The sequence below is a fragment of the Streptomyces sp. NPDC056061 genome, assembly GCF_042266885.1.
Lineage (GTDB): Bacteria > Actinomycetota > Actinomycetes > Streptomycetales > Streptomycetaceae > Streptomyces.
The window spans coordinates 33,133-54,722 of the sequence record NZ_JBHJWQ010000029.1 but is presented as its reverse complement, the minus strand read 5'-3'; the positions used below and the strand labels follow the sequence as shown (position 1 = coordinate 54,722).

Sequence of the window (21,590 nt, the reverse complement as noted above, 5' to 3'; positions counted from 1 at the left end):
ACGAACGGTCCCACACCGGGAAGAATCCCGCGGCTCCCGGACGTGGCCGGGCCGCCCCCGACACGTCCGCGACGGGCCCGTCCGCCGGCTCCCCGGCGAGTCCGCGCGGGCGGCGTCACGCGAACGGAGCAGCCCCCGGTGCATGGCAGACTTGACCGGGGCGTTCTGCCCGGCAGCAGGCACGGCGGTCTTCGCCACGAGCGACGAGTGACAGACGAGTGACAGAGGAATGGCAGTGACGGTGACAGAGGACGGTCCGGAGCTCGCTCCCGGTACCGAGGAGTTGGGCCCCGGCATCGACCCGGAGCGGCTGGCCGTCTGCCTGAGCGTGCTGGCGGAGCTCGACACCATCGAGGTGGACCACCCCGACGCCATCGCGGTGCGTCGTGCCACGGCGGGGATCTACCGGACGGTGAAGCAGCGCCGCCGTCAGGAGCGACGCGCCGCCAAGACCGCCCACGACAAGGCCGTCACCGAGGCCACCGCGACCGGCTCGGCCGACCGGATCGACGACGAGACCAATGGCGTCCTGCCGTCGTCCTCCGCCACGTCCGAGATCGCGGGAGTGCTCCAGCGCCCCCGGTCCTGCTACATCTGCAAGACCCGGTACGTCGAGGTCGACGCCTTCTACCACCAGCTCTGCCAGTCCTGCGCCAGGGAGAACCGGATGCGCCGCGACGCGCGCACCGACCTCACCGGGCGGCGGGCGCTGCTCACCGGCGGCCGCGCGAAGATCGGCATGTACATCGCGCTGCGGCTGCTGCGGGACGGCGCGCACACCACCATCACCACGCGTTTCCCCAACGACGCGATCCGCCGCTTCAAGGCCATGCCGGACAGCGACGAGTGGATCCACCGGCTGAAGATCGTCGGCATAGACCTGCGCGATCCCGGTCAGGTCGTCGCCCTCGCCGACTCCGTCGCCGCCGAGGGCCCGTTGGACATCCTGATCAACAACGCGGCGCAGACCGTGCGCCGGTCCGCCAACGCGTACAGCGAACTGGTCCACGCCGAGTCCGCGCCGCTCCCGGCGGGCGAGCTGCCCTCCGCCGAGGTCATCGGTACCTTCGGCAGTGGCACCGTCGATCGCGTGGCGGCACTGCCGGCCGCCCGCAAGGACGGCCTGACCGCCCAGGACGTCACCGAGCTCGCCCTGGTGACCGGGTCCGCCTCGCTGGAGCGGATCGCCGCCGGCCGGGCGATCGACGCGGGCGGTCTGGTGCCCGATCTGCACGACACCAACAGCTGGATCCAGACGGTCGACGAGGTCGGTCCGATCGAGCTGCTGGAGGTCCAGCTCTGCAACTCCACTGCCCCGTTCATTCTCATCAGCAGGCTCCGCCCGGCGATGGCGGCCGCCGCGGCCGGACGCGCCTACGTGGTCAACGTCTCCGCCATGGAGGGGGTCTTCAGCCGGGGCTACAAGGGCGCGGGGCACCCGCACACGAACATGGCCAAGGCCGCGCTGAACATGCTCACCCGCACCAGCGCCCAGGAGATGTTCCAGAAGGACGGCATTCTCATGACGGCCGTCGACACCGGATGGATCACCGACGAGCGCCCGCACCCCGACAAGATCCGCCTCGCCGAGGAGGGCTTCCACGCCCCGCTCGACCTGATCGACGGCGCGGCCCGCGTCTATGACCCGATCGTGCGCGGCGAAGCGGGCGAGGACCTGTACGGCTGCTTCCTCAAGGACTACGCGCCTGCCAACTGGTGAGTACGGGGCGCCGCGGATCCGCGGCGTCGTGGACCCGGTCGGGAGGGCACTCCCGGCCGGGTCTTTTTCGTTACCGGTGGCCGAAAGTGACCTATGGCACACGTTCTATCGAGCGGGAACGCGCTCATGTGGTTACTCTGATGCGAGCGGACGTCATCGGAGAGTTCACAAACCTTCCCCGACCGTCCTGGGACAGGCTCGCCAACCGGGCCGCCGTCCCACCCCGCATCCGGCGCCACCGCGACCGAAACGTTTCCTTTCCCTGCCCCTCACGGGTGGCCGACTCCCGGTGCGAGGCCGGAAACAGTCGGCGCCCCGGGCCACGCGACACGAAGGAGTGCGCGGTGACGACACCAGAACTGACGAAGCATGAGAAGCGACCGGCCGGGCAGTACGGCGAGCGGTCCCGGCAGCCCGAGAAGCTCCGGAACATCGAGGTCTGGGCCAGGTCCGCACCCATCAGGCTGGCCGGCTACGAGGACGACCTCGCCGAGCCGCACATCCTGCCGGGCATCGACTGATCGCATCGCACCGACGCTCGGGGCCCATTCCTCGCAGGGGCGGGCCCGGAGTGCCGTGCCCGGGGCATGACCTCGCGCCGGCACCGTACGGCGGACGGCGGTCCGAGGGCACGGCCGCGCGTGACGGGTGCGCTCAGACCCGTCCGGCGCGGTAGGGGCCGAGCGAGACCGGTGGCATGAAGTCTCGCACGTAGGTCCGGTGCCACCAGCGTCCGGTGGCCCGCAGCTCGCGCCAGGTCGTGTACCGGTAGCGGTACAGCCGCGCGCGGACATGCGTGGGCGGGGCGTGCGGGAACGGGTTGTGACGCAGTAGCCGCAGGGTGTCCCGGTCGTTCTCCAGCAGCCGTTCCACGAACGGGCCGAACCAGGGACCGGCATAGGCGGGGGAGAGCGCCGCGAACCACATCAGCCAGTCGAGCCGCAGATGGTAGGGGGCGAACTGCCGGGGCAGCCGGCGCGGATCGCCGGGCTTGCCGCGGAACCCGTACTCCCGCCAGACCGTTCCCTCCCGGAGCGTGGGTTCGTCCGTCCCCTCGACCACGACCTCCAGCCGGACCCGGCTGATGCTGCCGAACGCCCCATAGGTGTTGACCAGGTGCAGCGGATCGAACGACCGGTTCATCACCTGGCGCCGGGAGACCAGATTGCGGGCCGGGCGGTAGCTGAGGAACACCACCAGCGCGGCGACCGCGATCACGACGATCTCGTACCAGAGCGGCGGCGCGGCCTGCGCCGGGGGCTCGGAGAACAACGACCAGTCGACGGCGGACAGGGCGAGCGTGATCGTCAGCCAGTTCAGCCAGGCGAAGTTTCCGGAGGCGACCAGCCACAACTGGGTGACGATCATCAGGCCCGCGGCAGCGCTCGCCACCGGTTGCGGGGTGAGGAGCAGCACCGGCACCAGGAGCTGGGTGACGTGGTTGGCCGCCACCTCGGCCCGGTGCACGGGCTTCGGCAGGCGGTGGAAGAACCAGCTCAGCGGTCCCGGCATCGGTTGGGTCTCGTGGTGGAAGTACAGGCAGGTCAGCTTGCGCCAGCACGCGTCGCCGCGGATCTTGATCAGCCCGGCACCGAATTCCACCCGGAAGAGCACCCAGCGCAGCAGCCAGAGCACCAGGACCGGCGGAGCCGTGGTCGCGTTGCCGAGGAACACCGCGAGAAAACCCGTCTCCAGCAGCAAGGACTCCCAGCCGAAGCTGTACCAGGTCTGGCCGACCTGGACGATCGACAGGTACAGCGCCCAGGGCAGCGCCCAGAGGATCATCGCGGCCCAGAGCGGAACATGAGAGTCCGCGCCCGCGAGGAGGGCCGCGGCCAGCGCGCAGCCGGTCCAGGAGACCAGGGCGAAGAAGTGGTCGGAGTAGTGGAGCCGGAACAGGCCGGGCGCGTCGCGCCAGTCCGTGCGTCGCAGGAAGTCGGGAACGGGCAGCATGCCCCGTTCGCCGATCAGTGCCCGGAACTGGAGCGCGGAGGTGAGGAAGGCGAAGAGATAGACACCGGCGAGCGCGCGTTGGAAGATCAGCCGGCTGAGCCAGTACCCGTCTGCGGTGAACCAGTCCATCCCTTTCAGTATCGGCCCGTCGGCCGGGCCCCACAGTTCCGACCGGCCGCCGCCCCACCCGCCTCGTGAGTGTGCGTGCGTGCGGTCGTCGCAGGGAGCGGAGATCCCCGGCCGCCGGGGCGCAGGGCGGGGGCCGGTGTTCGTCCGTGGTTCACGGATCGTCTTTGGTCCAGACCTCTTGACGACAGGTCTGGACCAACTTACGGTGTGCGCATCGTGGCGCGGAGCTCGCGATCGGCGCCTGTCGACATTGTCAGGATCATGGCAATGCTGCCATCGTTGTTCGATTTCGTCCGGAAGGGAACGGAACATGATCGGTCGGACATCGCGCCTGCTGGGGCTGGGCCTCGCGGCGGCGTGCGCCGTGCAGATGCTGGTGGGTGCCACCTCGGGTGCCGCGCAGGAGAAGCCGGGTGCCGTGCAGGACAAGCCGGGCATCGCGCAGGAGGACACGTGCGCGGTGAAGTCGAAGCCCGCAGGCAAGGTGCTCCAGGGGTACTGGGAGAACTGGGACGGCGCCTCCAATGGCGTGCACCCGCCCCTCGGCTGGATTCCGATCACCGACAGCCGCATCACGGCGCACGGCTACAACGTGATCAACGCCGCCTTCCCCGTCATCCTCTCGGACGGCACCGTGCTGTGGGAGGACGGCATGGATGCGACGGTCAAGGTCCCCACGCCCGCCGAGATGTGCCAGGCGAAGGCGTCCGGGCTCACCACCCTGATGTCCATCGGCGGCGCCGCGGCCGGTATCGACCTCAGCTCCAGCGCCGTCGCCGACCGGTTCGTCGAGACGGTGGTGCCGATCCTGAAGAAGTACAACTTCGACGGCATCGACATCGACATCGAGACCGGCCTGTCGAGCAGCGGCAGCATCAACACGCTGTCCCCGTCGCAGGCCAACCTCATCCGCATCATCGACGGCGTGCTCGCGCAGATGCCGTCGAACTTCGGCCTGACGATGGCTCCGGAGACCGCCTATGTGACCGGCGGGAGCGTCGTCTACGGGTCGATCTGGGGTGCCTACCTGCCCATCATCAAGAAGTACGCGGACAACGGCCGCCTGTGGTGGCTGAACATGCAGTACTACAACGGCAGCATGTATGGATGTTCCGGGGACTCGTACTCGGCGGGCACCGTCGAGGGATTCACCGCCCAGACGGACTGCCTGGACAAGGGACTTGTCGTCCAGGGCACCACCATCAAGGTGCCCTACGACAAGCAGGTGCCCGGACTTCCGGCCCAGCCGGGCGCCGGTGGCGGTCACATGACGCCGAGTCAGGTGTCGCAGGCGTGGAGCCACTACGGGAACGGCCTCAAGGGTCTGATGACCTGGTCCCTCAACTGGGACGGTTCCAGGAACTGGACCTTCGGTGACAACGTCAAGGCGCTCCAGGGCCGTTGAGCGCACCATGAGCCGGGCGGCTCCGCCGAGGTGGGCGGAGCCGCCCTTCGTCGTGTCCGCGCCGCCGCGGTCCGTACGGCCCGCGGCGGCGTACGGAGGCGTCAGGCGCGGGGCTCGGAGGCGTCCAGCATGGCCTCCCGCTCCACCACCTTGATCCGCTCGCGGCCCTGCTGCGCGCCCAGCGCCTGCTCGTGCGCGTCCAGGCGGTGCCATCCCTCGCGGGTGGTGAAGCGGACGCCGCGCTCCTCCAGGAAGGCGGTGACGGCGTCCGGCTCCGGCAGGGCCGGGGCGGGCAGTCGGCCCGCGGCGTGGTCCTCCAGCAGGCAGGCGACCGTCTCGTTGGCATCGCCCTTGGTGTGGCCGATCAGGCCGACCGGGCCACGCTTGATCCACCCGGTGACGTACACCGAGGTCATCGGCTCCCCGCCCTCGACGACGCGGCCCGCGGCGTGCGGCACGGTGCCGGAGACCACGTCGAACGGGAGCTTGGGCAGTTCTCGCGAGTAGTAGCCCACGGCGCGGTAGACGCTCCGCACGTCCCAGTCGGTGAACTGCCCGGTGCCCCGGACGTTCCCGGTGCCGTCCAGCTCGGTCCGCTCGGTGCGCAGACCGACCACCCGGCCGTCCTCACCGAGGATCTCCGCCGGGGACTCGAAGAAGTGCAGGAAGAGCTTGTGCGGGCGGTCGCCCACATCGCGGATGGCCCAGTTCTCCAGCGTGGAAGCCACCATGTTGGCCTGCTTGTTGTTGCGCCGGGTCTCGATCGAGCCCTTGTCGTACTCGATGTCCTCGGGATTGACGATGACCTCGATGTTCGGCGAGTGGTCCAGCTCGCGCAGCTCCATCGGGCTGAACTTGGCCTGCGCCGGGCCGCGACGGCCGAAGACGTGTACCTCAAGGGCCTTGTTGGCCTTGAGACCGTCGTAGACGTTCGCGGGGATCTCGGTCGGCAGCAGTTCGTCCGCCGTCTTGGCGAGGATGCGCGCCACGTCCAGGGCCACGTTGCCCACCCCGAGCACGGCGACCTTCTCGGCCTCCAGGGGCCAGGTCCGCGGCACGTCCGGGTGGCCGTCGTACCAGGAGACGAAGTCGGCGGCGCCGTGGGAGCCGTCCAGGTCGCCGCCGGGGATGTCGAGCGCCCGGTCCGCGTCGGCGCCGGTGGAGAAGATCACGGCGTCGTAGAACGACCGCAGGTCGTCCAGGCCGATGTCGGAGGGGTAGTCGACATTGCCGAACAGGCGCAGCTGGGGCTTGTCGAGCACCTGGTGCAGTGCCTGCACGATGCCCTTGATCCGCGGATGGTCGGGGGCGACCCCGTAGCGGATCAGGCCGAAGGGTGCGGGCATCCGTTCGAACAGGTCGATCGAAACACCCGGGTCCTGTGCGGCCTCGGATTTCAGCAGCGCGTCGGCTGCGTAGATTCCGGCGGGGCCGGCTCCGACTATGGCGACGCGGACGGGGCGGGTCATGGGGTGCAGGTCCTTAGAACGGGCTGATGCGGGCAGTGCGGGCGCAGGGAAGAAGTAAGGCTTGACTTACCGAGCTCCATAAGACACGGTAACCGCTCCTGACCTGCGCCCTCCGGGCGGGCGGCGCTCCGCGCCGTCCGGCGCGCCGCCGGGGCGCGGTTTCCGGACACCCGTGCCGGCAGGTCCGGCCGGCGGCGGGCTCACTCGAAGAATCGGACAAATGATGGCAGAGTGATCCGCATGGATGATCGGGTAGCGGGTGCCCTGTCACTCCCGGACGACTGGCCCGCCCACCCGGATCTCAGTCTCGCCCTGAACCGTATGGGCTGTTTCGACTGGGACCTCGACCGTGGCCTCATGCACATGGACCGGCCCGCGCTCGACGTGTTCGATCTGCGGGCCCAGGAGTACGACGAACGGCCGGAGTCGCTCGGGGTGCGGGTGCCGCCGGACGAGGCGGCGCGCCTGGACGCCATGGTCGCCCGGGCGCTCAAGAGCGGGGAGAGCAACTACGGCGCGTACTTCAGGGTGCTCAGGCGTGACGGGAGCCTGCGCTGGACCCATACGCAGGGCTTCATCCGGCGCGACGGGGACGGCCGTCCGCGGCGCATCATCGGCATCGTCCGGGACGCCACCCGGGAGCTGGCCGACGCCACCGCCCGCCAGGACCTGGACCGCAGGCGCCGACGGCGCACCAGCCTCGTGGACGGCACCGCGGCCGCGCTGGCCCACGCCCGGACGGTCGGGGACGTCATCGAGGTGCTGCGGAACTCGCAGGGGCTGGCGCACCTCGGCGCCACCAGCCTGGTCGTGGGACTGATCGAGGCGGGACGCATCCACCTGGTGGCGGACGGCCCGGAGGGCTCGTTCGTCCCGGGCACCCGGTACACCCGGACGGATGAGCCGTACCCGATGAGTGAGGTGGTGAGCACGCTCGCGCCCCGTTTCATCGAATCGGCCGCGGACTTCGCCGCCTCCTACCCGATCCTGTGGCCCCACATCAGTCATCTGGGCATCACATCGGCGGCCTATCTGCCGCTGATCGCCCAGGCCCGGCCCATCGGTGCCCTCGGGCTGCTCTACAGCGACAAGGACGGCTTCACCGACGACGAGCGCAATCTGCTCGTCGCGCTCGGCAGCTCCATCGCCCAGAGTCTCCAGCGGGCCATGCTCTACGAGCAGGAGCACGATCTCGCCGAGGGCCTCCAGCAGGCCATGCTGCCGCGCCGGATTCCCGAGGTGCCGGGTGCGCAGATCGCGGTGCGCTACCGGTCGGCCCGGCTGGGCCGCGACATCGGGGGCGACTGGTACGACGTCATTCCGTTGCCCGGCGGCCGGGTCGGGGCGGTCATCGGGGATGTGCAGGGCCACGACACGCACGCGGCGGCCGTGATGGGGCAGCTGCGCATCGTGCTGAGGGCCTATGCGGCCGAGGGGCACAGCCCCGCGACGGTGATGGCCAGGGCCTCCGTCTTCCTCCACGAACTGGACACGGACCGTTTCGCGACCTGTACCTACGCCGAGGTGGACCTGACGACCGGGGTGGTGCAGGTGGTCCGGGCCGGTCACGTCGATCCGCTGGTGCGTGACGTCGACGGCGACTGCCGCAGACTTCCCGTCGAGGGCGGGCTGCCGCTGGGACTCTCCGCCGAGTTCGGGCGCCTCGAGTATCCGGTCGGCACGGTGGAGCTGGACCCCGGACAGACCCTGGTGCTGTTCACCGACGGTCTGGTGGAGCTGCCCGGCGCCGATCTCGACGAGGGCATGCAGCTGCTGACGTCGTCGGTGCGCACGGGGCCCCGGGATCTCCAGAAGCTCGCCGACCGGCTTTGCGAGGAGGTCGACGACCGCGGCGGCGAGGACGACGTCGCGGTCCTGCTGCTCGGCCGCAAGGTGGCCCACGCGCCCCAGCCCGGCGGCCGGCTCCAGCAGCACGTCGCCCAGGGGGAGCCGGAGGCGCTGAGTGCCGCGCGCCACTTGATCCGGGCGGCGGTGCGGGCCTGGGGCGCCGGGACGCGCGCCGACGAGATCGAGCTGGCCGCCGACGAGCTGATCACGAACGCGCTCATGCACACGGACGGCGGGGCGATCGTCACGATCCGGGCGCTCACCGGTCCCGAGCGGCGCCTGCGGGTCGATGTCGAGGACCGTTCCAGTGCGCTGCCGCGCCGCCGGGACGCGGGGGAGACCGGGGTCTCCGGACGGGGGCTGATGCTGGTGGACCGGCTCGCGGATCTCTGGGGAGTGGAGTCGCGCGGCACCGGAAAGTGCGTGTGGAGCGAGTTCGTCATCCCGGAACGGGACTGAGTCCCTGGACGCGATGGTCCCGGGGTGCGGCCGGGTCCCGGAGGCGAGTGGGCCACGGACCGTGACCGCCGCGCGGAACGCGACCGACCCCGGATCACCGTTATGCCCCGGGTGCGGCGGCCCCACCCTGCACCTCGCAATCATGACAGAATGTGATATGTCAGTGCTTGACCGTAATTGACCGAAAGCGATTGACTCCGAGTCGGCGGGTCCGTCCGCCGTGTCGGTGATCGTGCTTCCATCGGCGATTGCTTTCACCTTCGTCCGTCGATGACAGGGGACCCGTTGGGCACCGAACTCCTGACACCTCTGGATCTCGCCTTCTGGCACCTCGAATCCGACGCCCACCCCATGCACCTCGGCGCGCTCGCCGTCTTCTCGCCGCTCGCCGGTCCGGCGGGCGGCATGGGCGCCGAGGGCGTCGCGGCCCTGCTGGCAGCCCGTGCCGAGGCGATCCCCCGGTTGCGGATGCGGGTCAGGGACGTCCTGCTGCCGGTCGGCGGCGCGGCCTGGTCCGCGGACAAGGACTTCGACGTGCGCCACCACATCGAGCGGGTGACGACCGACCGGACCCGGGGGCGGTGCGACGGCACCGGATTCCTCGCGGACGCCGGCCGGCTCGCGGGCGAGCTGATGGAACGGCCGCTGGAACGGGGCCGGCCCCCCTGGCAGATGTACGTGATCGACGGCCCGGAGGGCGGCTCGTTCGCCGTGCTGGTCAAGCTCCATCACGCGCTCGCCGACGGCATGCGCGCGGTCGCCATCGGCGCCGGGATCTTCGACGAGATCGCCCCGCTCGGCGACCGCCCCCGGGCAGGCACCGCGGCGGCCCGGACACGGGCCGTCCCGCCCCGCTCCTGGATGCCGGGCCCGCGCCAGGTGGCGGGCCTGGCGCTGGGCCGGATCGAGGATCTCGGGCGGGCGTTCGGCGTGGGCGCGTCCATGGTCCGCGCCAGCAGGCTGGACCCGCGGGGCGTGCCCGCGCTCACCGCGCGATCCAGCGGCACCCGGCGGCTGGCCACCGCCGATCTGGACCTCGCCGCCGTCCGGCTGATCCGCCGGGCCGCGGGGGGCACGGTCAACGACGTCCTGCTCGGTGTCGTCGCCGGGGCGCTGCGCCGCTGGATGCTGGAGCGGGGGGAGCCGCTGCCCGCCGACGCCCCGCGCGCACTCGTTCCGGTCTCGCGCCGCCGCCCGGGCCGGGCCGCCGCGACCGGGAACAGGCTCTCCGGCTACCTGCTCGAACTGCCCGTCCGTGAACCCGACCCCTGGAGACGGCTCGGACGAGTCCGTGCCGCCATGGGCCGGAACAAGGCCGCGGGGCCCCTCCGCGGGGCCGGTGCGGTCGCCGTGCTCGCCGACCAACTTCCCTCGCTCGCCCATCGCTTCGGGGCGCCGATCGCCGGCGGCGCGGCCCGGCTGCTCTTCGACATCCTGGTCACCAGCGTGCCGCTGCCGCGCTCGGCACTCTCGCTCGGCGGCTGCCCGCTGCGCGCGGTCTACCCGATGGCGCCGCTGGCGCGCGGTCAGGCGCTGGCCGTCGCGCTGTCCACGTACGGCGGACAGGTGCACGTCGGACTGGTGGCCGACGGCAGGGCGCTGCCGGACCTGGAACGGTTGGCGGTCTGCGTCCACGACGAAGTGGCGGAACTGCTCAGCCTGTCGCCGCCCGGGTGAGCGGTCGGGCGACCGGCCCACGCATCCGGCAGTCTGGAACCATGCCCGAACTGCCGGAGGTCGAAGCGCTGCGGACCTTCCTCGCCGACCGCCTGGTCGGCCGGGAGATCGACCGCGTCCTGCCACTCGCCGTCAGCGTCCTCAAGACATACGATCCGCCCCTGACCGCCCTGCACGGGGCCGAGGTCACCGGCGTCGCCCGGCACGGCAAGTTCCTGGACGTCGAGGCCGGGCCGTTGCACCTGATCACCCACCTCGCCCGGGCCGGTCGGCTGCGGTGGAAGGACAGCTTCCCCGCCACCCCGCCCCGCCCCGGCAAGGGGCCCCTGGCACTGCGCACCGTGCTCACCGGCGGCGACGGCTTCGACCTCACCGAGGCGGGCACCACCAAACGCCTCGCCGTGCACCTGGTGCACGACCCGGCCGAGGTTCCCGGCATCGCCAGCCTGGGCCCCGACCCGCTCGACGACTCCTTCGACCGCGACGTCCTCGCCGCCCTGCTGGCCCGCGACAACCGCCGGATCAAGGGCGCCCTGCGCGACCAGTCCCTGATCGCGGGCATCGGCAACGCCTACAGCGACGAGATCCTGCACGCCGCCAAGATGTCCCCGTACAAACTCACCACGAGCCTCACCGACGACGAGATCACCCTCCTCCACACCGCTGTGCGCGCCACCCTCCGCGACGCGGTCGCCCGCTCCGGCCGACTGACGGCCGGGCAGCTCAAGGCCGAGAAGCGGAGCGCGATGCGCGTCCACGGGCGCGCCGGTGAGGCATGCTCCATGTGCGGGGACACCATCCGCGAGGTGTCGTTCGACGACTCCGCACTCCAGTACTGTCCGACCTGCCAGACCGGCGGCAGACCGCTGGCGGACCGCAGGCTCTCCCGGCTCCTCAAATGACCCGGCCCGGCCACCTGCTTTGCCCCCTCGGGGTCCCGACGGCCGCCGTCTCCCGCGGCCCGGCGCACGGCCCGGTCCGGCACCCCCACACACGTTCTACACTCCGCCCATGCTGCGCGTACTCGCCGTCGACGACGAAGAACCCGCACTGGAGGAACTCCTCTACCTCCTGCGCGCCGATCCCCGCATCCGCAGCGCCGAGGGCGCCTCGGGAGCCACCGAGGCGCTGCGCCGGATCGGCGGTGCCGTCGACGCGGGACCCGACGACCCGGCCGCCCTCGATGTCGTCTTCCTCGACATCCACATGGCCGGCCTCACCGGTCTCGACGTCGCCCAGTTGCTGGCCGGCTTCGCGGAGCCCCCGCTCATCGTCTTCGTCACCGCCCACGAGGGCTTCGCCGTCCAGGCCTTCGACCTCAAGGCCGTCGACTACGTCCTCAAACCCGTCCGCCGCGAACGCCTCGCCGAGGCCGTGCGCCGCGTCGCCGAACAGGTCGGCGACCGCGGCGCGCCCGTGCCCGACACGGTGGGCGACCAGATACCCGTGGAACTCGGCGGAGTGATCCGGTTCGTCCCGATCGACGACATCGCCTACGCCGAGGCCCAGGGCGACTACGCCCGGCTGCACACCGCCACCGGCAGCCATCTCGTCCGGGTCCCGCTGACCACGCTGGAGGAACGCTGGCGCTCCCGCGGTTTCGTCCGCATCCACCGCAGCCACCTCGTGGCGCTGGCCCGGATCGACGAACTCCGCCTGGACGCGGGCAGCATGAGCGTGCGCATCGGTACCGCGGAACTCGCCGTGAGCCGCCGCCACAGCCGCGCGCTGCGCGATCTGCTGATGCGCCGGACCGGCCGCTGACCAGGGCCGACCCCCTTCCCACGGCGGCCCGGTGCTGCGTACACTCCGGGCCCATGTCCGCAGAGCCCACACCCCGGCGCGAAGTGGTGACGGGGGAGCCCCGACGGGTGCGCCCGCTGCCGCGCTACCGCACCCAGTCGGAGATCGACGAGCAGACGGCGCTCGGCGGCGCGTACGTCCGTTCACTGATCCGCAGCCAACTGCGTGCCGGAATCACCGTGTTCGCGGTCCTCGCCGTCGTCGTGGGCACGCTGCCACTGGTCTTCGAGGCGCTGCGCAGCGACGCCCTGGTGTGGGCGGCGCTCGGCTTCGCCGTCCACCCGCCGCTGACCCTCGCCGCCTGGTGGTACGTGCGACGCGTCGAGCGCAACGAGAGCGACTTCGCCCGGCTCGTGGAAGGCCGCCCCGCACAGTGAGCCGTACGTACGCGGTGACGGCCGTCGCCGTCGTCGTCGCCGCGACCGTCCTCGTCGGCGGATTCGGACTGCGGATCTCCCGCACCACCTCCGACTTCTACGTCGCCTCGCGCACCGTGCGGCCCCGGCTCAACGCCGCGGCGATCAGCGGCGAATACCTCTCCGCCGCCTCCTTCCTCGGCATCGCGGGCCTGGTCCTCGTCCACGGACCCGACATGCTCTGGTACCCGGTCGGATACACCGCCGGCTATCTGGTACTGCTCGTCTTCGTCGCCGCGCCGCTGCGCCGCTCCAGGGCCTACACCCTGCCCGACTTCGCCGAGGGGCGACTGGAGTCCCGCCAGGTGCGCAGACTGGTCAGCGTCTTCGTCGTCGCCGCGGGCTGGCTGTACCTGGTGCCGCAGCTCCAGGGCGCCGGGCTGACCCTCAAAATCCTGACCGGGGCGCCGGGTTGGCTCGGCGACGTCCTCGTGGCGGCGGTCGTGGTCGCCGCCGTCGCCGCGGGCGGCATGCGGTCCATCACCTTCGTGCAGGTGTTCCAGTACTGGCTGAAGCTGACCGCCCTCCTCGTCCCCGCGATCTTCCTGGTCCTTGCCTGGCAGGGCGACGGAAGGCCCCGGGTCACCTTCGACGACCAGCTTTCCGTCTTCCGCGCCGACCACCCGCTGTACGCCACCTACGGACTGATCATCGCCACCTTCCTCGGCACCATGGGCCTGCCCCACGTCGTCGTCCGCTTCTACACAAGTCCCAACGGCCGCGACGCCCGCCGCACGACCGTCGCCGTCCTCGCCCTCATCGGCGTGTTCTACCTCCTGCCACCGGTCTACGGAGCCCTGGGCAGGCTGTACGCCCCGGAACTGATCCAGGGCGGGGACGCGGATGCCGCCGTCCTGCTGCTGCCCGAGCGACTGATCGGCGGGACCGTCGGGGACCTCCTCGGCGCGCTCATCGCGGGCGGCGCCTTCGCCGCGTTCCTGTCGACCGCCTCCGGACTCACGATGGCCGTCGCCGGAGTCATCACCCAGGACGTGCTCCCCTCCCGGGGCGTACGGCACTTCCGGCTGGCCACCGTCCTCGCCATGTGCGTGCCCCTCGCCGGTTCGCTGCTGGTCAGCCGGATACCGGTGGCCGACTCGGTGGCCATGGCGTTCGCCGTGTCCGCGTCCTCGTTCTGCCCGCTGCTGGTCCTCGGCATCTGGTGGCGGCGCCTCACCCCGCCCGGCGCGATCGCCGGACTGCTCCTCGGCGGCGGCTCCGCCTTCCTGTCCGTCGCCATCACCGTCAGCGGCGCGGTGCGCCCGCCCGGTTGGACGCACGCCCTGCTCGCCTGGCCCGCCGTCTGGTCGGTGCCCGTCGGCTTCCTCGCCATGATCCTGGTGTCCCTGGCCACACCTGCCCGGATACCGCCCGGCACGAACGCCGCCATGACCCGCTTCCACCTGCCGGAGGCACTCACCTCGGGAAAACCGCGATGACCGGGGCCGGATACGCGGCACTTGCCGTGCTCGTCCTGCTGCTGCCCGCCGCCGGCTTCCTGCTCGGGCGCCGCGCCGCCCGCACGGCGCGCCCGAGCGACATCGGCACTCCCGTCGAACACGCCACCTTCGAGACGCTGCACACCGCCTCCCTCGCCGCGCCCCCGCTGCGCGCCGGGCTCACCGAGGAGAGCGCCCGCAAGGCCGCCCGCCGACTCCGCTCCCTGCTCGGCACCGACGCCCTCTGCCTCACCGACCGCGACCGCGTGCTGGTCTGGGACGGCGAGGGCGAACACCACGGCCGACGGGTCATGGAGCGGGTGCGCGGCCTTCTCGACAGCGCTCGCGGCACCGCCTTCACCAGCGAGTGCGACGACATCGACTGCCCGCTGCGCTGGGCCGTCGCCGTCCCCCTCACCGTCGACCACCGGGTCCTCGGCACCCTCGTCGCCTACGCCCCGCGCGAGTCCGCGGTCCTGGCGAGGGCGGCCGGCGAAGTCGCCCGCTGGGTCTGTGTCCAGCTCGAACTCGCCGAACTGGACCGCTCCCGCACCCGGCTCATCGAGGCCGAGATCCGGGCACTGCGGGCACAGATCTCCCCGCACTTCATCTTCAACTCACTCGCCGCCATCGCCTCGTTCGTCCGTACCGACCCCCAGAAGGCCCGCGAACTCCTGTTGGAATTCGCCGACTTCACCCGCTACTCGTTCCGGAGCAACGGCGACTTCACCACCCTCGCCGACGAGCTCCACTCCATCGACCAGTACCTCGCCCTCGTCCGGGCCCGGTTCGGTGAACGCCTCTCGGTCACCCTTCAGGTCGCCCCCGAGGTACTGCCCGTCGCGCTGCCGTTCCTCTGCCTCCAGCCCCTGGTCGAGAACGCCGTCAAGCACGGCCTCGAAGGAGCGGTCACCCCTCCCCGGACCGCCGGTCCCGGCAGGCCGGCCCGGACCTCGACCCGCATCACCATCCGCGCACTCGACGCCGGCTCCGAGGCCGAGGTCGTCATCGAGGACGACGGCGCCGGCATGGACCCCGAACGCCTGCGCCACATCCTCCGCGGCGAGGGCGGCCGGTCCGCCGGCATCGGCCTGCTGAACGTCGACGAACGGCTGCGCCAGGTGTACGGGGACGACTACGGACTCGTCATCGAGACGGGCATCGGCGCCGGAATGAAGATCACGGTGCGGCTGCCGAAGTACCGCGCGGGGGTGCACGGTTCCTGATCCCGGCACCGGGCTCCGGGGAGCATTGAACCGAGGGAGCACGGCGTGCGTGGCCAGGAGGACAGGGTCCGTGACGAACCGATCCGCCCACGACACGAGGATGCGATGACCGCCGATCCCCGGAACGGCCCGCACGTGCGGCAGTCGCTCGGTGCCTATGTCCTCGACGCGCTCACAGCCGCCGAGACCCGCGCCGTCGCCCGCCACCTCGGCCGCTGCGACTCCTGCGCCGCCGACTACGTCGAGGTCGCGCAGGCCGCCCCGCTGCTCGCGCTGCTCGACGGCGACGAGTTGTTCGAGTAGCCGGGCAGGCTGCGCGAGAGCCGGCGCAGCGCGTAGTAGGACCGTGACTTGACCGTGCCCGGCGGAATGCCGAGCACCTGTGCCGTCTCGTCGACGCTCAGCCCCCGGAAGTACATCTGGACGAGGACCGCGCGGTGCTCCGGACCGAGGTCGCGCACCGCCTCCCGCACATCGAGGGCCGAGACCGTGGCCTCCGCGGGGTCCTCCTCCTCCGCGACGGTCTCCAGCACCACGTCGCCGACCTCGACGGGCCGGGCCTGCCGCGACCGGCGCGCGTCGATCGCGAGGCGCCGCGCGACGGTGAAGAGCCAGGGGCGCATCGACGCGTAGGAGGCGTCGAACGCCTCCGGGTGCTGCCAGGCCCGCACCAGCGTCTCCTGGAGCAGGTCCTCGGCGCGCTGTCGGTCGCCGAAGGTCAGGCCGAGCAGGAAGCGGAACAGGGCGGGGCCGTGCTCCCGCTGGAGATCCGCGAGGGCCCGCTCGTCCGTCCTCGTGGTGGTCATGATGAACGCCCTTCCCGCAGTGGCCCCTGCCGCTTCCCTGCCGACTTGGCGTATCCGAACCCATCGGGACGACCGGGAACAGGCGAAGGACGACCCCGTGCGACGAGCGGTCGCACAGTGCGGCGAATGGTGCGGTGAACGGGCGGACGGCAGGAGGGGCCACGAACCGCGGCGGACGGCCGACGGCCGCGCAGGTCAGTCCGTTCCCTTCCCCGGCACCCGGGCCAGCTCCGACTTCCGGTACGAATAGCCGAAATAGATCACCAGCCCCACCAGGAACCAGATCACGAACCGCACCCACGTCTGCCACTGGAGGAAGGTGATCAGCCAGATGGAGAACACCACGCCCAGGGCAGGTACGAAGGGCATGCCGGGCGTGCGGAACGTGCGGGGCAGTTCGGGCTGCTTGTACCGCAGCACGATCACCGCGATGCACACCACGACGAATGCCAGCAGGATGCCGATGTTCGTCAGTTCCGCGGCCTCGCCGATCGGCAGGAACCCGGCGATCACTGCGGACGCCCCGCCGACGATCCAGGTCACCCGGGTCGGTACGTGCCGGGTCGGGTGGGTCTTGGCGAACCACTTCGGCAGCAGTCCGTCACGGCTCATCGAGAACCACACCCGGGTCACCCCGAGCATGAAGGTGAACATCACCGTGAGGATGCCGATGATCGCGCCGATCGCGATCACATCGGCGAGACTGCTGAGTCCCACCGATTTGAAGGCCGTGGAGAAGCCGGACTCCGGGTCGATGTACTTGTAGCTCTGCATCCCCGTCAGCACCAGGCAGGCCGCCACGTAGAGGACCATGGAGATCGCGAGCGAGTACAGGATCGCCCTCGGCATGTGCCGCTGGGCGTCCTTGGACTCCTCGGCGGCGGTCGACATCGCGTCGTAGCCGAACACGGCGAAGAAGACCGTGGCCGCGCCGGTGAAGACACCGCTCACCCCGAAGGGGAAGAACGGGTGGTAGTTGTCCGTGTTGATGTGGAACACGCCGACGCCGATGACCAGCAGCACGACCAGGACCTTCAGCGCGACCACGACGGTCTCGAAACGTGCCGCGTTCTTGATGCCGAGGGTCAGGAGGTAGGCCACGAAGAGGCAGAGCAGCGCGGCGAACAGGTCCACCCGGTGGCCGTCCCCGGTGCCCGGAGCGCCCAGCATCCATTTCGGCAGATCCAGCCCGACCTCGCCGAGCAGGAAGCCGAAGTAGCCGGAGATGCCGATCGCGACCACCGAGACGATCGCCGTGTACTCCAGCAGCAGGTCCCAGCCGATGAACCAGCCGACCAGCTCGCCGAGCACCGCGTACCCGTAGGTGTAGGCGGATCCGGCCTTGGGGATCAGGCCCGCGAACTCCGCGTAGCTGAACGCCGCCGCGGCACTCGCCACCCCCGCGATCAGGAAGGAGATCAGGACCGCCGGCCCGGCGGTGCCGTTCGCGACCGTGCCGGCGAGGGTGAAGATGCCCGCGCCGATGATGCCGCCCACCCCGATCGCCGTGAGCTGCCACAGGCCGAGCGTCCGGGTGAGCTGAGTGGTGGTGTCGCCCGTCGGCCCCTTCTCGTCGATCTGCTCGATCGGCTTGCGGCGCAGCACACCCTCGCCCACTCGAAGCCTGGCCATGAGTCACCTCTCCGCTGACGGCTGTCGCTGACGGGCGCTCATGATGGCTCAGGCGGTGCCGGTACGAAAGACGGCGTGCCGTCCGGCGGGAGGTGAGGATTCCGCGACGGCTACGGGACCACCGTGACGGGCCAACGGCCCGCCTTCACCAGCCGGACCGCCACCGAGCCGATGAACCGGTGGCCCGCCGACTCCGAGGCACCCACGACGACCGCGTCGGCCTTCAGTTCGTCCGCCGCCGTCACGAGCCCGTTGTACGGGTCACCGCGGAAGGTGTGGAACTCCCAGCGCACGTTCCATATGTCCTTGATCCGCTCCGTCGCCGCCCGGATCTCGTTCACCAGGCCCTCTGCGACCTCCCCGGTCGCGTCGGCGACCGGGGCCCCGAGGGCCGCACCGGCCGGCATCATGGGCTGGACGTAGACGAGGGCCAGCACAGCCCCCTGCCGACGGGCGAGCCCCGCCGCGTACGCAGCCGCACGCATGGAGGAATCGGATCCGTCCAGTCCAGCGACGATCACTTTCGGTCCATCCGTGCCACGTTCGAACTCACGGCGCTGCTGATCTGTCACGGCAGTGAGGCTATCCGCTCGGGGAACCGACCCCGACGGGGGCACGACGGTGGCGTGGGGCGTCCACGGCCACGGCCGGGACACCGGGTCCGGCGGCGGCCCGGGCCGGGAGCCGGGAGTGGCCCGGCCCGCGTGCCGATTGCCCCGTGGGCAGTACCTCCATGGGGTGCAAAACGACCCGCCGACGGTGTCGTTGTTCCGCCCGGGACGACGGACGTGCGAGCTGTTGGTCATGACGAACGATCAGAGGCTGCCGGGGCGCAGAACGCTGTTGCGGCTGGCCGCCGGCCTCGGCACGGCCGGTGCCGTGCGGGTGATCGCGGCGGATCCGGCCGGAACGCCGTTCCGGCGGCCCGCAACGCCTCCGGAGGGGTCCGCGGGCCCGCCCGCGGACCTCCCGGCACGTCCCTTCTCGTACCGGCTGAGTCCCATGACGGGCAGTACCGCGCCCCGCTACCGGCCCTCGGCACCACCGGTCCGCTCCCGGCCCTTCGAGGCGCTGCCCGAGATCGGGCGCGCCATGGTGCTGACCTTCGACGACGGCCCCGACCCGCGCCACACCCCGCAGATCCTCGCGACACTGCGCGAACACGACGTGCGCGCGATGTTCTTCGTCTGCGGCGAAATGGCCGACGACAACCGGGACCTGGTGCGGGCGATCGCCGCGGACGGTCACACCATCGGGAATCACTCCTGGAACCATCCGCTGGTCACCAGGCTCTCCCGGGCCGGGGTGCGCGACGAGCTCGGCCGCACCAGCGACGTCGTCGAGCGGGTCACCGGCACTCCGCCGCTCTGGTACCGGGCGCCGTACGGGGCGTGGAACCGGTACTCCTTCGAGATCGGCGCCGAACTCGGCATGGAACCGATGGCCTGGACCGTCGACACCCTGGACTGGACCCGGCCCGGTGCCGGAACCATCGTCCGCCGGGTCCGGGCCGGGGCGGCGCCCGGCGTCGTGGTGCTGTCGCACGATGCCGGGGGCGACCGTTCGCAGAGTGTGGCGGCACTGCGCCGGTACCTGCCGGAACTGCTCGACGACGGCTACCGGATCACCGTGCCCCGGCGCCGGTGACCCGGCCCGTGGGGTGCCGAGCGCGCGGGACGTCGCCCGGCGGACGGCGGTGCGAGGCCCCGGCCCGGCCCGGGGCCCGGTGGGGCCCCGGGGCGAGCGGCGTGGCGGACCGCACCGTCCTGCCCCCGGTGCGGGCGCACCCCGTGGACGGCGGCCATGGCGGTGCCGCCGCGGTGCGTGGCGACCCCGTCGCCCACTCCGGAGCCTGCCGTTGCTGTTGCGGAGCACCCCCGGGTGGCCAGGACGGGCTGGCTCCCCGGCGCGATCACCGACGGAGTTGCGGTGTATCCGGTCGCGACGGACGCGCCTCCCGGCCCCTGGGCGCACGCGGTCGCGGCGCGAGCGGTGGGGGTGTGGGCGGCGCCCGGCAGGGCGACGGGTGCGACATCTATCGCGTGCATGGGTGAACCCTCCGAGTCCCCGAGGAGCAGTCGCGGAACGGGTTTCCACGGAGCGTCGGACATGCACCTCGACGCACCGAACGCTAGGAGCCGTGCCCACCACCGTCGATCGCGGTGCGCCGCACGGGGCACCGATGTCCCCCGGGCGGCGCACCGCGGCCCGGCCCCGGCCGGACGTCGCACGTCGGCCGACACCCGGCCCGGGAGATGTCCGGCACCCCCCGCGGGGAGCACCGGCGGCACGTCCCGGGGCCCGGCACCGGGCCGATCGGCGGCGACCGCTTACGCCAGGGGTCGGGGACGCGCATCCGTCGCGACGCGGGCCCGGGGAGGGCCCCGGCTCGTGTCCGGCGGATCAGGGCCGGGGCCGCAACGCCCGGCACGGCGCCTGGCCGCGTTGCCGGAATGCCCGAACAGCTCCGCCGGCAAGGCGTCCCGGCGCCCTGCCGCGCACCGCACCGGACGCCGCGGCCCGTCCTACCCCGATCCGCCGGGCACGACCTAACCGCCCGCCGCGTCCGGGAACAGGTCCAGGAACGGTGCCGCGGTGGCCGAGATGCCCCGGCCGAAGGGCGTGTCGAAATCCCAGATGAGGAAGAGGAGGAAAGCGATCAGGACACTGAAGAGTCCGGCCAGCAGCAGTTCGCGGAAAGATCTGCGAATCTGGAGGGCGAAGATCAGCCCCACGGTCACCAGCGCCCCGATGATCAGGCCGAACCAGACGACACCCGGCATGGTCGCCCCGGCGCTCTGCCCGCGTGCGCTGCGGGCGTTGTCGGCCGCGGCGACCTGGTCGACCAGCGGCTGGTACGCCTCCGCCTCGTAGTCGTCCTTCGGCCGGTAGTCGGTGACGTCGGCGCGCACCCGGGCGAGAAGCCGGGCCCCCTCGTCGTCGAGCGAACCGTGCTCGGCCATCGTCCGCCATTCCTGATGGACGACGTGGCTCACATAGGCGTTGACATCGGCATGGATGCGCGCACGCACATCGGCCGGATATACGGAGGAGCGGGCGCTGACCTCGTGCAGGGCCTGGGCCTCCTGGCGTACGTATTCCTGGGCGGAACTGCGCCCCTCCCAGACGCCGGCGATCGCGAGCCCCAGGACAATGGCATAGACCACGCCGATCATCATCGTCATGTACTCGATGACATCAGGGGTCTGGGACGGATCGTCGTCCTCGCCGACCCGGCGATTGTTCAGTAGGGCGATCGTCAGGACCACAGCAGTGACCGCGACCATCGCGAGGGCGAGAACGAGCCATTCCGACATGATTTTCTCCGGAGCTCATCGGGAGCGGGGACGCAGGACGGCGACGGCGAACACTGCGGGGGCAGTGATCAGCAGCGTGAGCGTGACCAGGGAGGGGCCGTGCCGCGGGACCTTGCGGACCGGTCGCCGGTAGTGGGGGAGGGCCACCGGCCGGGGCACGGGCGGCGCGGAGCGTACGGCGGGGGCGGGTGACGACGCCGGTACCGGCCGGGGCGGTGGCTGTGGCCGTGCGGGGGGTGGCGGGGGTGCCGAGGGCGGGCGCGCCGGTGGCGACGACGCCGGTGGTGGGGG

The 21,590-nt window shown here is 71.5% G+C and carries 18 protein-coding genes; 12 read left to right on the top strand and 6 right to left on the bottom strand.

The annotated features are described in order from the left end of the window. The first annotated feature begins 235 nt into the window (after positions 1-235). Complete coding sequence (locus ACFC79_RS31120) at positions 236-1,720, top strand: SDR family NAD(P)-dependent oxidoreductase (RefSeq protein ID WP_376247039.1); 1,485 nt, start codon at positions 236-238, stop codon at positions 1,718-1,720. A gap of 344 nt (positions 1,721-2,064) precedes the next feature. Further along, positions 2,065-2,241 carry a hypothetical protein gene (locus ACFC79_RS31115; RefSeq protein ID WP_376247036.1) on the top strand — a complete coding sequence of 59 codons (177 nt, stop codon included), beginning with the start codon at positions 2,065-2,067 and terminating at the stop codon, positions 2,239-2,241. Positions 2,242-2,374: 133 nt separating this feature from the next. Here the strand turns inward: ACFC79_RS31115 and ACFC79_RS31110 are convergent, their stop codons facing one another. Beyond that, entirely contained in the window at positions 2,375-3,802 is a 1,428-nt protein-coding gene (locus ACFC79_RS31110; protein ID WP_376247033.1) for a lipase maturation factor family protein, read from the bottom strand. 310 nt (positions 3,803-4,112) lie between these two features. Between ACFC79_RS31110 and ACFC79_RS31105 the strand changes: the two genes are divergently transcribed. Continuing rightward, positions 4,113-5,207: a chitinase gene (locus ACFC79_RS31105; protein WP_376247030.1), complete on the top strand. Its 1,095-nt coding sequence runs from the start codon at positions 4,113-4,115 to the stop codon at positions 5,205-5,207. Positions 5,208-5,308: 101 nt separating this feature from the next. On the opposite strand, the gene ACFC79_RS31100 is transcribed toward ACFC79_RS31105, so the two are convergent. Further along, complete coding sequence (locus ACFC79_RS31100) at positions 5,309-6,676, bottom strand: FAD-dependent oxidoreductase (RefSeq protein WP_376247027.1); 1,368 nt, start codon at positions 6,674-6,676, stop codon at positions 5,309-5,311. Between the two features lie 240 nt (positions 6,677-6,916). Here ACFC79_RS31100 and ACFC79_RS31095 point away from each other — a divergent pair, with 240 nt between their 5' ends. The 8 genes from ACFC79_RS31095 to ACFC79_RS31060 all read left to right on the top strand — a co-directional run bounded on the left by ACFC79_RS31095 (position 6,917) and on the right by ACFC79_RS31060 (position 15,847). After that, positions 6,917-8,983 carry a SpoIIE family protein phosphatase gene (locus tag ACFC79_RS31095; RefSeq protein WP_376247024.1) on the top strand — a complete coding sequence of 689 codons (2,067 nt, stop codon included), beginning with the start codon at positions 6,917-6,919 and terminating at the stop codon, positions 8,981-8,983. 285 nt (positions 8,984-9,268) lie between these two features. Then, positions 9,269-10,660, top strand: a complete 1,392-nt coding sequence (locus ACFC79_RS31090) for a wax ester/triacylglycerol synthase family O-acyltransferase (RefSeq protein WP_376247022.1) — start codon at positions 9,269-9,271, stop codon at positions 10,658-10,660. 41 nt (positions 10,661-10,701) lie between these two features. Continuing rightward, positions 10,702-11,562 (top strand): Fpg/Nei family DNA glycosylase, encoded by an 861-nt coding sequence (locus ACFC79_RS31085; protein WP_376247020.1) that lies wholly within the window; start codon positions 10,702-10,704, stop codon positions 11,560-11,562. A 109-nt stretch (positions 11,563-11,671) separates the two neighbouring features. After that, on the top strand, positions 11,672-12,424 hold the full coding sequence (locus tag ACFC79_RS31080) for a LytR/AlgR family response regulator transcription factor (RefSeq protein WP_376247018.1): 753 nt from the start codon (positions 11,672-11,674) through the stop codon (positions 12,422-12,424). 53 nt (positions 12,425-12,477) lie between these two features. Continuing rightward, a complete protein-coding gene (locus ACFC79_RS31075; protein ID WP_376247015.1) occupies positions 12,478-12,840 on the top strand; it encodes a hypothetical protein in 363 nt (120 codons plus the stop codon). Then, on the top strand, positions 12,837-14,318 hold the full coding sequence (locus ACFC79_RS31070; RefSeq protein WP_376247014.1) for a cation acetate symporter: 1,482 nt from the start codon (positions 12,837-12,839) through the stop codon (positions 14,316-14,318). The genes ACFC79_RS31075 and ACFC79_RS31070 overlap by 4 nt, the downstream gene beginning before the upstream one ends. Beyond that, positions 14,315-15,544, top strand: a complete 1,230-nt coding sequence (locus ACFC79_RS31065) for a sensor histidine kinase (RefSeq protein WP_376247011.1) — start codon at positions 14,315-14,317, stop codon at positions 15,542-15,544. The genes ACFC79_RS31070 and ACFC79_RS31065 overlap by 4 nt, the downstream gene beginning before the upstream one ends. A 105-nt stretch (positions 15,545-15,649) precedes the next feature. Beyond that, complete coding sequence (locus ACFC79_RS31060) at positions 15,650-15,847, top strand: zf-HC2 domain-containing protein (protein ID WP_376247009.1); 198 nt, start codon at positions 15,650-15,652, stop codon at positions 15,845-15,847. Here the strand turns inward: ACFC79_RS31060 and ACFC79_RS31055 are convergent. The 3 genes from ACFC79_RS31055 to ACFC79_RS31045 form a co-directional block, all read right to left on the bottom strand. Beyond that, complete coding sequence (locus tag ACFC79_RS31055) at positions 15,781-16,350, bottom strand: sigma-70 family RNA polymerase sigma factor (protein ID WP_376247006.1); 570 nt, start codon at positions 16,348-16,350, stop codon at positions 15,781-15,783. The genes ACFC79_RS31060 and ACFC79_RS31055 overlap by 67 nt on opposite strands. A gap of 195 nt (positions 16,351-16,545) precedes the next feature. Beyond that, the gene (locus tag ACFC79_RS31050; protein WP_376247003.1) at positions 16,546-17,982 is read right to left on the bottom strand and encodes an amino acid permease; all 1,437 of its coding nucleotides are present in this window, start codon (positions 17,980-17,982) and stop codon (positions 16,546-16,548) included. Between the two features lie 110 nt (positions 17,983-18,092). Next, entirely contained in the window at positions 18,093-18,554 is a 462-nt protein-coding gene (locus tag ACFC79_RS31045) for a universal stress protein (RefSeq protein WP_376247001.1), read from the bottom strand. 232 nt (positions 18,555-18,786) lie between these two features. Here ACFC79_RS31045 and ACFC79_RS31040 point away from each other — a divergent pair, with 232 nt between their 5' ends. Beyond that, a complete protein-coding gene (locus ACFC79_RS31040; RefSeq protein WP_376246998.1) occupies positions 18,787-19,629 on the top strand; it encodes a polysaccharide deacetylase family protein in 843 nt (280 codons plus the stop codon). A gap of 902 nt (positions 19,630-20,531) precedes the next feature. Here ACFC79_RS31040 and ACFC79_RS31035 read toward each other — a convergent pair. After that, complete coding sequence (locus ACFC79_RS31035; RefSeq protein ID WP_376246996.1) at positions 20,532-21,299, bottom strand: hypothetical protein; 768 nt, start codon at positions 21,297-21,299, stop codon at positions 20,532-20,534. Positions 21,300-21,590 lie beyond the last annotated feature (291 nt).

Bases quoted from the DNA above. Each gene is read 5' to 3' on its own strand.
- ACFC79_RS31100 (WP_376247027.1), bottom strand. From the start codon at position 6,676: ATGACCCGCCCCGTCCGCGTCGCCATAGTCGGAGCCGGCCCCGCCGGA.
- ACFC79_RS31105 (WP_376247030.1), top strand. From the start codon at position 4,113: ATGATCGGTCGGACATCGCGCCTGCTGGGGCTGGGCCTCGCGGCGGCG.
- ACFC79_RS31095 (WP_376247024.1), top strand. From the start codon at position 6,917: ATGGATGATCGGGTAGCGGGTGCCCTGTCACTCCCGGACGACTGGCCC.
- ACFC79_RS31035 (WP_376246996.1), bottom strand. From the start codon at position 21,299: ATGTCGGAATGGCTCGTTCTCGCCCTCGCGATGGTCGCGGTCACTGCT.
- ACFC79_RS31055 (WP_376247006.1), bottom strand. From the start codon at position 16,350: ATGACCACCACGAGGACGGACGAGCGGGCCCTCGCGGATCTCCAGCGG.
- ACFC79_RS31050 (WP_376247003.1), bottom strand. From the start codon at position 17,982: ATGGCCAGGCTTCGAGTGGGCGAGGGTGTGCTGCGCCGCAAGCCGATC.
- ACFC79_RS31060 (WP_376247009.1), top strand. From the start codon at position 15,650: ATGACCGCCGATCCCCGGAACGGCCCGCACGTGCGGCAGTCGCTCGGT.
- ACFC79_RS31080 (WP_376247018.1), top strand. From the start codon at position 11,672: ATGCTGCGCGTACTCGCCGTCGACGACGAAGAACCCGCACTGGAGGAA.
- ACFC79_RS31085 (WP_376247020.1), top strand. From the start codon at position 10,702: ATGCCCGAACTGCCGGAGGTCGAAGCGCTGCGGACCTTCCTCGCCGAC.
- ACFC79_RS31110 (WP_376247033.1), bottom strand. From the start codon at position 3,802: ATGGACTGGTTCACCGCAGACGGGTACTGGCTCAGCCGGCTGATCTTC.
- ACFC79_RS31065 (WP_376247011.1), top strand. From the start codon at position 14,315: ATGACCGGGGCCGGATACGCGGCACTTGCCGTGCTCGTCCTGCTGCTG.
- ACFC79_RS31075 (WP_376247015.1), top strand. From the start codon at position 12,478: ATGTCCGCAGAGCCCACACCCCGGCGCGAAGTGGTGACGGGGGAGCCC.
- ACFC79_RS31040 (WP_376246998.1), top strand. From the start codon at position 18,787: ATGACGAACGATCAGAGGCTGCCGGGGCGCAGAACGCTGTTGCGGCTG.